Source organism: Frateuria sp. YIM B11624, assembly GCF_049727805.1.
GTDB lineage: Bacteria > Pseudomonadota > Gammaproteobacteria > Xanthomonadales > Rhodanobacteraceae > Frateuria_A.
The window spans coordinates 1-8,898 of the sequence record NZ_JBCNYA010000056.1 but is presented as its reverse complement, the minus strand read 5'-3'; the positions used below and the strand labels follow the sequence as shown (position 1 = coordinate 8,898).

Sequence of the window (8,898 nt, the reverse complement as noted above, 5' to 3'; positions counted from 1 at the left end):
ACATTGTCACCGACGCACCGCCGCCGAAACCGGAGCCTGCATCGGCGCCGGCGCCGCGCTGCATCAGGATCAGCACGATCATCGCCGCGGCGATCAGGATGTAAAACACGCTGAAGATGACAAACATGTTGGTCAGGAGTCCGTAGCGCTTCAGTGCGCCGCGGCGCAGATGCCGAGGAAATCGTCTGCGGTGAGCGAAGCACCGCCGATCAGGCCCCCATCCACGTCCGGCTGCGCGAACAATGATGCGGCATTCGCCGCCTTGACGCTGCCGCCATAAAGCAGCCGGGTCAGACGGGCAATCATAGCATCTTCCCTTTCCAGTTGGCTACGAATGAAGGCGTGTGCCTGCTGCGCCTGTTCGGGCGTAGCGGTCTGACCGGTACCGATCGCCCACACCGGTTCGTAGGCGATCACGGCGGTATAGAACGGCGCGATGCCGGAAACGGCGAGCACGGCGTCCAACTGGCGGGCGAGCACTGCTTCGGTCTGGCCGGCATCGCGCTGCTCCAGCGTCTCGCCGACGCAGAGGATCGGGGTCAGGCCGGCCGCGCAGGCAGCGGCAAACTTCAGTGCCACCAGCTCGTCGCTTTCGCGGTGGTACTGGCGACGTTCGGAATGCCCGACCAGCGTCCATTGCGCGCCTACGTCGGCCAGCATCGCGGCCGACACTTCGCCTGTGTAGGCGCCCTGCCCCTGGTGCGCGCTGACGTCCTGGCCACCGAAACCGATGCCGCTGGCGCCATGACGCGCGGCCAGCTCGGCCAGGTAAGGGAACGGAGGAAACACCAGCACCTCGGCGTCCTGCGGTCGCTGCGCGGCGATTTCGCCGACAAGGGCCTGGGCCATCGAGCGGCTGCCATGCATCTTCCAGTTGCCGGCGATGAGTTTCCTGCGCATGCGAAGCACCCGGTCAAAAAACGGCAAGGATAGCGGCCGCCCTGCAGGCCGGCAAACGGGTGCTGGCAGGGCTGCGGCCACTCGGCCATCATCGGCTGCCGCCCTCATGGAACGCCCATGCCTGCCCATCATCCGCTCAGCCTGGTGACCGGAGCCTCAGCCGGCATCGGTGCCGCGTTCGCGCGCGAACTGGCCGCGCAGGGCCATGACCTGGTGCTGGTCGCACGCCGCGCCGAGCGCCTGCATGCCCTGGCCGCCGAGTTGCGCGAGCGCCATGGCACGCAGGTCCACGTGATGCCTGCGGATCTCGCCGATCCGGCGGCGCCGCAGCAGCTCGCCGGCAGCCTGCATGAGCAGGGACTGGCGGTGGACTGGTTGATCAACAACGCCGGCTATGGCGTGCCGGGCACGTTCGAGGCCAGCGGCTGGCCGGTCCACGCGGATTTCCTGCAGGTGCTGCTCACCGCGCCGACCGAACTGGCATGGCGGCTGCTGCCGGGCATGCGCGAGCGTGGCTATGGGCGCATCGTCAACGTCGCCTCGCTGGCCGGGCACGTGCCCGGATCGGCCGGGCACACGCTGTATGCGGCCAGCAAGGCCTATCTCATCAAGTTCTCGCAGTCGCTGGCGCTGGAGAACCGGCACCTGGGCGTGCACGTGTGCGCGCTGTGCCCCGGCTTCACCTGGTCGGAATTCCACGACGTCACCGGCACCCGGGCGCTGGTCGGCAAGCTGCCGCGCTTCATGTGGCAGGACGCCGTGACGGTGGTGCGCGAGGGCATCGCAGCGGTCGAACGTGGCGAAGCGGTGCACGTCACCGGCCGGGTGAACCGTGCCATCAAGGCACTGGCCAAGCTGACGCCGGACCGGCTCGCCTTGTGGCTATCGGCGCGCGAATCGAAACGCTACCGCCAGCTCGATTGACCACCGGCATCGCCCGACTGCGCTAACGTGTCCGGCCTGTCGCCGTGAGACCGCCATGAGCCTGTTCCCCACCCAGATGCGTCCGCTGCCCTACCGCAAGCCCACCGAGGGACGCGATTACTGGGTGATCGACGATGCCCTGCCCGATCCGGAGGCCGTACGCGAGCGTTGCCTGGCCAAGACCGACTGGGAGTACGGCTTTCCGACGACCGGCGAAGCCTGGCCCGGCATGCGCGCGCTGCCGGCGCTGCAGGTCGACGAGCTGGCCTGCATCGAGGCGCAGGTGCGGCAGGCCACCGGCGCGAAGAAACTATGGGTCGGCGAGACCGAGGCCGGGCAGAAGCTCAACCACAATTGCGTCCAGGTGGTCGGTGCGGTCGAGGGGGCGGTCAAGCCGCACACGGATTCGCTCAATCTCTGTCGCTATGCCGCCGTGCTGTATCTCAACCCGGTGGTGCCCGACAGCTGCGGCACCAGCTTCTTTCGCCAGCGCATGCCCAATGGCCAGCTCGGCGGCAACATGGTGGCGCCGCCGCACCGCAACCTAGTCGATGCGCTCGGCAATCGCTTCGTGCGTCCGGACGCCTTCGTCGAGGACGTGCGCGTGGCGCATCGCTTCAACCGGCTGCTGCTCTACAAGGCCAATATCGTGCACAGCGCCAGTGCGTACTGGGGACTGGAGGACATGGCCGGCAAGCGGATGACGGCGGTGTTTTTCTGGATGGCGTAAGCGGCAGACGCAGGGCGGGCTTCAGCTCACCGGACCGGTGCCTGGAGGCACCCTTGGAGCGAAAGGCAGGGAGTTCACGGCGAGCCCCGGCCCCTCACCCAGCCCTCTCCCCCGAGGGGAGAGGGCGCAGGTTGTGCGCTAGATCAGCTTGATCTCGCGCAGGCGCTGCATCAGGTACTCGTGCGAGGTCAGCGAGGTGTCGTAGCGGCTCGGGTTGTCGGGCGTGACGCACTCGGGCAGCGGGTCGAGCACCACGTCGGGATTGGGGTGCAGAAAGAACGGCACCGAGTAGCGCGGCTTGCGCGCGTTCTCGTTCTGCGGATTGACCACGCGGTGCGAGGTGGACGGATACACGTGATTGGTCAGGCGCTGCAGCATGTCGCCGATGTTCACGACGATCGCATCGCCCTCGGTGGTGATCGGCAGCCACTCGCCCTCGCTCAATACTTCCAGGCCCTCGGCGCTGGCGCCGACCAGCAGGGTGATGAAGTTGATGTCCTCGTGGGCGCCCGCGCGCACGTTGGGGATGTTCTCCTCGGTGATCGGCGGATAGTGGATCGGGCGCAGAATCGAGTTGCCCTGGTCGGTCTTGTCCTCGAAATAGTTCTCCGGCAGGCCGATGTGCAGCGCCAGCGCGCGCAGCACGCGCGTGCCGAGCTGGTCCAGCGCCTCGTACAGGCCGTAGCCGCAGGGCTTGAACTGCGGCACTTCCTCCGGCCACAGGTTCGGCGGCATCACGTCGGCGAACTTCGAGTCACGCGGGATCTCGCGGCCGACGTGCCAGAACTCCTTGAGGTCCGGGAAGCGGCTGTCCTTGGCCGTTTCCACCTTGAACGGGGTATAGCCGCGCGCACCGCCGGAGCCGGGCACGTGGTACTTCATCTTGGTCTCGGCCGGCAGCGCGAAGAACTGCTCGAAGGCCTGGTAGGCCCCGTCGACCAGTTCGCGCGGGATGCCGTGCCCGCTGATGCAGCAGAAGCCGAACTGGCGGTAGGCCGCGCCGAGCTCGGCGACGAAGGCGTCGCGGTCGGTGTCGTAGCGGCGGATGTCGAGCGTGGGGACTTGCTTCATGGATTTTCCGTCATGTGCGTGTGCGCGGCGGATTTTACGGCGTCGGCCAGCCAGCCGGCCAACTGCTGCACCTCGCCCGCATCGGCGCCTTCGATGGTGACGCGCACCACCGGCTCGGTGCCCGACGCACGCAACACCACGCGCCCCCTGCCCTGCAGCGTGCGCTCGACCTCGGTCAGCGCGTGGCGCACGGTGTCGCTGGCCAGCGCCTCGCGCGCGCCCTGGGCGCGCACGTTGACCATCACCTGCGGCAGCTTCTGCAGCCCGCGGCGGGCCAACGCCAGGTCCTGCCCGGAAGCGGCCAGCGTCTCCAACACGGCCAGCGCGGCGATGATGCCGTCGCCCGTGGTGGCGCGGTCCAGGCACAGGATATGGCCGGACGTCTCGCCGCCGAGCATGCCGCCGTGCACCTTCAACTGCTGCAGCACGTAGCGGTCGCCGACGTTGGCGCGGATCAGCGGCACTTCCAGCTCGGCCAGCGCCTGCTCCAGGCCATAGTTGCTCATCAGCGTGCCGACCACCGGCCCGTGCAGGCAGCCGCGCGCGAACAGGCTGCGCGCGAGCACGTAGAGGATGTCGTCGCCATCGGCGATGGTGCCGTTGCGGTCGACCAGGATTACGCGGTCGCCATCGCCGTCGAACGCGATGCCCATGTCGGCGCTATGCGCCAGCACCGCCTGCTGCAAGGCCTGCGGATGAGTCGAACCCACGCCGCGGTTGATGTTGAAGCCATCGGGCTTGTCGCCGATGGCGATCACGTCGGCGCCGAGCTCGGCGAACACCTTGGGCGCCACCTGGTAGGTCGCCCCGTGCGCGCAGTCGAGCACGAGCTTCACGCCGCGCAGGGTGAACTCCTCCGGCACGGTGGCCTTGCAGTACTCGGCGTAGCGCGCCACCGCGTCGGCGACGCGGGTGGCCTTGCCCAACTGCTCGGAAGCGGCGGTCACGAATTCCGCGTCCAGTTCCTCCTCGATCGCCTGCTCGATCTCGTCGGAAAGCTTTTCGCCCTGCGCCGAAAAGAACTTGATGCCGTTGTCCGTATGCGGGTTGTGCGAGGCGCTGATCACGATGCCGGCGGCCGCGCGCATCGAACGCGTGAGGAAGGCCACCGCGGGCGTCGGCATCGGGCCGAGCAGACCCACGTCCACGCCAGCGGCAACCAGACCCGCTTCCAGCGCCGACTCGAACATGTAGCCGGACACGCGCGTGTCCTTGCCGATCAGTACCAGCGGCTTGCGCTTGGCGTCGCGCGCCAGCACCGCGCCGGCCGCGCGGCCCAGCCGCAGCATGAAGTCGGCGCTGATCGGCCATTGCCCCACCTGACCACGGATGCCGTCGGTGCCGAAGTATTTGCGTGTGCTCATCATCGATCCTTGCGGTGGCGCCACGGGACGGGCACCACCTAAGTAGCTCAGTCTTCGTCGGGCCAGCGTGGAGCCGGCGGACGGGTGTCGCGGCGAGGCGGCGTGTCGCCTTCGTGCACCGCGCGCCAGACCGCCAGCGCGTCGACGGTGGCGGCGACATCGTGTACACGCACCATGCGCGCGCCACGCTGTACCGCGATCAACGCCGCGGCTGCGGAACCGGCGGCACGTGCTTCTCCAGCGGCGCGGCCGGTCAGCGTGCCGATCATCGCCTTGCGCGACAGGCCGGCATAAACGCCCGCACCCAGGTCGGCGAAACGCTCCAGCGCACGCAGCAGCGCCAGGTTGTGGTCCAGCGTCTTACCGAAGCCAAAACCCGGATCGACCAGCACGCGCCGCTTGTCGATGCCGCTCAGCTCGCAGGCGAACAGGCGGTCGGCGAGGAAGCGGTGCACTTCGCCGACCACGTCGTCGTAGCGCGGCTCGTCCTGCATGCTGCGCGGCTCGCCCTGCATGTGCATCAGGCACACCGGTACGCGCAGTTCGGCGGCGGCATCCATCGCGCCCTCGCGGCGCAGCGCATAGACGTCGTTGATCATGCCGGCGCCGGCGGCGACGGCGGCGCGCATCACCTCGGGCTTGGAGGTGTCGACCGCGATCGGAAGCTCCGTGCGCGCGGCAAGCTGCTCGATCACCGGAATGACGCGGCGCAGTTCCTCGTCCAGCGGCACATCGTCCGCACCGGGTCGGGTCGACTCGCCGCCGACGTCGAGCATGTCCGCGCCCTGCTCCGCCATCGCCAGCCCGTGCGCCACGGCCGCATCGGTGTCGGCGAAGGCGCCGCCGTCGGAGAACGAATCGGGCGTCACGTTGAGGATGCCGACCACCCGCGGACGGTCGAGCACCAGCGGCCGGCCGGCGCAATCGAGCACGATGGCGAAGGGGTCGTCGAACATCAGGTATCAGTCCTGCCCGCCCAGCGCGCCCATGTGCAGGCGGTAGTAGCGCAGCTCCTCGATCGAGTCGCGGATGTCCGACAGCGCGGTGTGCGCCGACTCCTTGTTCAGGCCGCGCGCGATCGCCGGCGACCAGCGGCGCGAGAGTTCCTTGAGCGTGGAGACGTCGAGGTTGCGGTAATGGAAGTGGCGCTCCAGCCGCGGCATCTGCCGGTGCAGGAAGCGCCGGTCCTGGCAGATCGAGTTGCCGCACATCGGCGACTTGCCGGCCGGCGTCCACACCTTGAGGAACTCCAGCGTGGCCTGCTCGGCCTGCGCGTGGTCGGTGGTCGAGTCGAGCACCTGCTGCCACAGGCCCGATCGGCTGTGCTGGTTGCGGTTCCAGCTGTCCATCGATTCCAGCCGGTCGACCTCGTGGCGAATCGCGAAGACCGGCCCTTCGGCCAGTACGTTGAGGTCCTTGTCGGTCACGATGGTGGCGATCTCGAGGATGGAATCGTTGTCCGTATCGAGGCCGGTCATCTCCAGATCGATCCAGATCAGATTGTCGTCGTTCGCGTGGCTCATGCATCCTCCTTGGAGCGCGCAGTCTAGCGCAGGCGCCCGCCCGAGGCCGCGGGCCATGCGATGATCGGGCCCATGCAGACCTTTCTCTGGCACGACTACGAGACCTTCGGCGCGGACGCCCGCCGCGACCGGCCGTCGCAGTTCGCCGGCATCCGCACCACGGCGGATCTGGAGATCGTCGGCGAGCCGGCGATGTTCTTCGCGCGCCCTCCGCGCGACATGGCGCCGGACCCGGATGCCTGCCTGATCACCGGCATCACGCCGCAGCAGGCCGAACGCGAGGGCGTGTCCGAGGCCGAGTTCGCCGCCCGCGTGCACGAGCAACTGGCAGCACCGGGCACCTGCGGCGTCGGCTACAACTCGCTGCGCTTCGACGACGAGTTCACCCGGCAACTGCTGTACCGCAACTTCTTCGAGCCGTACGGACGCGAATGGGAGAACGGCAACTCCCGCTGGGACCTGATCGACCTGGTGCGCATGTGCGAGGCGCTGCGGCCCGAGGGCATCGTCTGGCCAACCCGCGAGGACGGCACGCCCAGCTTCAAGCTCGAGCACCTGGCCGCGGCCAACCACCTGAAGCAGGAGCGCGCGCACGATGCGTTGTCGGACGTGTATGCGCTGATCGACCTGGCGCGGCTGATCCGCGTGCGCCAGCCGCGGTTGTGGGACTGGCATTTCGACCTGCGCCGCAAGCAGAAGGTGTTCGGCCTGCTCGACGTGGTCGGCATGACGCCGCTGGTGCACGTGTCCTCGCGCTACCCGGCCAGCCGCCATTGCCTGGCGGTGATCGCGCCGCTGGCGCCGCATCCCTCGCGCGCTGGCGAGGTGATCGCCTACGACCTCGACACCGATCCGGCCGGTTGGCTCGACCTGGACGAGGACGACATCGCCGACCGCATCTTCACCGCCCGGGCGGACCTGCCCGAAGGCATCGAGCGCATCCCGCTGCGTACCGTGCGCGCCAACCGTGCACCCGCGCTGGCGCCGTTGTCCGTGTTGCGCGACGTGGACCATGGCCGGCTCAAGCTCGACCTGGAACGCTGCATGCGCCACCACGCGCTGCTGCGTGCGGCGGAAGGCCTGGCCGACCGGCTGCGCCGCGTGTTCGCCCGCGCCGCCGAGGTGGCGCCGCCGGAGGATCCGGAGCTGGCGCTCTACAGCGGCTTCCTGCCGGACGCCGACAAGCGCCTGCTGGCCGAGGTGCGCGCCACGCCGCCGGAACAACTGGGGCGTCGAAACTTCCCGTTCCGCGATCCGCGCTACCCGGAACTCCTGTTCCGCTACCGCGCGCGCAACTGGCCACAATCGCTGGACGCGGAGGAACAGGCCCGCTGGGAAGCCTTCCGCCAGACCCGCCTGACCCGGCCGACAGCGCTCACGGCACGCACGCTGGAGGACTACTTCGCGCGCATCGCCGCGTTGCGCCAGGAACGCCCGGAGCAGACCGCGCTGCTCGACCAGCTCGAAGCCTGGGGCCATGAACTGGCGCCCGCGCCCGCCCTCGCGCTGGGCTAGCAAGCGCTCCGCGATTACGGGAGGAGTCTGACCCGGCAATCGCCGATAATGGGCGAATGTCCGATACCTACTTCACCCCCGCCACCTTCCGTTTCCTGCGCGCGCTCGGCCGCAACAACAGCCGCGAATGGTTCACCGCGCACAAGGCCGACTACGAGCGCCACGTGCGCGAACCGTTCCTGGCGCTGATCGCCGACATGGCCGCGCCGCTGGCCAGGATCAGCCCGCACTACCGCGCCGACGCGCGCAGGAACGGCGGCTCGTTGTTCCGCATCCACCGCGACACGCGCTTCTCCAACAACAAGCTGCCGTACAAGACCTGGCAGGGCTCGCGCTTCTTCCATGCGCGCCGCCACGAGATCCCGGCGCCCTCGTTCTACCTGCACATCGAGCCGGGCGACTGCTTCGCCGGCGGCGGCATGTGGCACCCGGAATCCGACACGCTCAAGAACATCCGCGGCTTCCTCGCCGACAACCCGGCCGCCTGGAAGCGCGCCACCCGGAGCAAGGCCTTCGAGCGGCTGAGCTTCTGGGGCGAAAGACTGAGCCGCCCGCCGCGCGGCTTCGACCCGGAGCACGAGCTGATCGAGGACCTCAAGCGCAAGGACTTCGCCGCCGGCGAGAACTTCGACGACGCCTTCGCCTGCTCGTCCGAGCTGCTGCCATGGGCGGTCGAGAGCTTCCAGCGCGTCGCGCCGATGATCGACTACCTGTGCGCCGCGCAGGAGCTGGAGTTCTAGTTCTGGCGAAGGCCGTAGGGTGGGCTTCAGCCCACCATGCGAGATGGAGCCGGTGGGCTGAAGCCCACCCTACACAGTGGGCGCCCGCTGGCGCCGGAGCAGCACGGCCGCCACGGCCATCCCGAGCAGCG

Annotated in this window: 10 protein-coding genes; 4 read left to right on the top strand and 6 right to left on the bottom strand. The window is 68.8% G+C overall.

The genetic code is table 11. The annotated features are described in order from the left end of the window. Together secG and tpiA are read right to left on the bottom strand one after the other, a co-directional pair. The coding region (secG, locus tag AAIL17_RS18060) for a preprotein translocase subunit SecG (protein WP_424684217.1) at positions 1-127 on the bottom strand (127 nt) is incomplete at its 3' end. 23 nt (positions 128-150) lie between these two features. Next, complete coding sequence (gene tpiA, locus AAIL17_RS18055; protein ID WP_424684216.1) at positions 151-900, bottom strand: triose-phosphate isomerase; 750 nt, start codon at positions 898-900, stop codon at positions 151-153. 117 nt (positions 901-1,017) lie between these two features. Between tpiA and AAIL17_RS18050 the strand changes: the two genes are divergently transcribed. Beyond that, positions 1,018-1,824, top strand: a complete 807-nt coding sequence (locus tag AAIL17_RS18050; protein ID WP_424684215.1) for an SDR family NAD(P)-dependent oxidoreductase — start codon at positions 1,018-1,020, stop codon at positions 1,822-1,824. Between the two features lie 55 nt (positions 1,825-1,879). Beyond that, positions 1,880-2,554 (top strand): DUF6445 family protein, encoded by a 675-nt coding sequence (locus AAIL17_RS18045; protein WP_424684214.1) that lies wholly within the window; start codon positions 1,880-1,882, stop codon positions 2,552-2,554. Positions 2,555-2,692: 138 nt separating this feature from the next. Here the strand turns inward: AAIL17_RS18045 and AAIL17_RS18040 are convergent, their stop codons facing one another. From AAIL17_RS18040 to orn, 4 genes are read right to left on the bottom strand one after another with little or no spacing between them, the layout of a single operon-like run. Then, positions 2,693-3,625, bottom strand: coding sequence for an isopenicillin N synthase family dioxygenase (locus AAIL17_RS18040; RefSeq protein ID WP_424684213.1), 933 nt, complete (start codon positions 3,623-3,625; stop codon positions 2,693-2,695). Further along, a complete protein-coding gene (gene glmM / locus AAIL17_RS18035) occupies positions 3,622-4,989 on the bottom strand; it encodes a phosphoglucosamine mutase (RefSeq protein WP_424684212.1) in 1,368 nt (455 codons plus the stop codon). Before glmM ends, AAIL17_RS18040 begins: the two co-directional genes overlap by 4 nt. 47 nt (positions 4,990-5,036) lie before the next feature. Continuing rightward, the gene (folP, locus tag AAIL17_RS18030; RefSeq protein WP_424684211.1) at positions 5,037-5,945 is read right to left on the bottom strand and encodes a dihydropteroate synthase; all 909 of its coding nucleotides are present in this window, start codon (positions 5,943-5,945) and stop codon (positions 5,037-5,039) included. A 6-nt stretch (positions 5,946-5,951) separates the two neighbouring features. After that, positions 5,952-6,512: an oligoribonuclease gene (gene orn, locus AAIL17_RS18025; protein ID WP_424684210.1), complete on the bottom strand. Its 561-nt coding sequence runs from the start codon at positions 6,510-6,512 to the stop codon at positions 5,952-5,954. A gap of 72 nt (positions 6,513-6,584) precedes the next feature. Here orn and sbcB point away from each other — a divergent pair, with 72 nt between their 5' ends. Further along, positions 6,585-8,027 (top strand): exodeoxyribonuclease I, encoded by a 1,443-nt coding sequence (sbcB, locus tag AAIL17_RS18020; RefSeq protein ID WP_424684209.1) that lies wholly within the window; start codon positions 6,585-6,587, stop codon positions 8,025-8,027. A 56-nt stretch (positions 8,028-8,083) separates the two neighbouring features. Further along, a complete protein-coding gene (locus tag AAIL17_RS18015; protein ID WP_424684208.1) occupies positions 8,084-8,767 on the top strand; it encodes a DUF2461 domain-containing protein in 684 nt (227 codons plus the stop codon). Positions 8,768-8,898 lie beyond the last annotated feature (131 nt).

What these genes read in the sequence shown, in the direction of transcription:
- tpiA (WP_424684216.1), bottom strand. Translation starts at nt 900, where the DNA reads ATGCGCAGGAAACTCATCGCCGGCAACTGGAAGATGCATGGCAGCCGC.
- AAIL17_RS18050 (WP_424684215.1), top strand. Translation starts at nt 1,018, where the DNA reads ATGCCTGCCCATCATCCGCTCAGCCTGGTGACCGGAGCCTCAGCCGGC.
- AAIL17_RS18045 (WP_424684214.1), top strand. Translation starts at nt 1,880, where the DNA reads ATGAGCCTGTTCCCCACCCAGATGCGTCCGCTGCCCTACCGCAAGCCC.
- AAIL17_RS18040 (WP_424684213.1), bottom strand. Translation starts at nt 3,625, where the DNA reads ATGAAGCAAGTCCCCACGCTCGACATCCGCCGCTACGACACCGACCGC.
- glmM (WP_424684212.1), bottom strand. Translation starts at nt 4,989, where the DNA reads ATGAGCACACGCAAATACTTCGGCACCGACGGCATCCGTGGTCAGGTG.
- folP (WP_424684211.1), bottom strand. Translation starts at nt 5,945, where the DNA reads ATGTTCGACGACCCCTTCGCCATCGTGCTCGATTGCGCCGGCCGGCCG.
- orn (WP_424684210.1), bottom strand. Translation starts at nt 6,512, where the DNA reads ATGAGCCACGCGAACGACGACAATCTGATCTGGATCGATCTGGAGATG.
- sbcB (WP_424684209.1), top strand. Translation starts at nt 6,585, where the DNA reads ATGCAGACCTTTCTCTGGCACGACTACGAGACCTTCGGCGCGGACGCC.
- AAIL17_RS18015 (WP_424684208.1), top strand. Translation starts at nt 8,084, where the DNA reads ATGTCCGATACCTACTTCACCCCCGCCACCTTCCGTTTCCTGCGCGCG.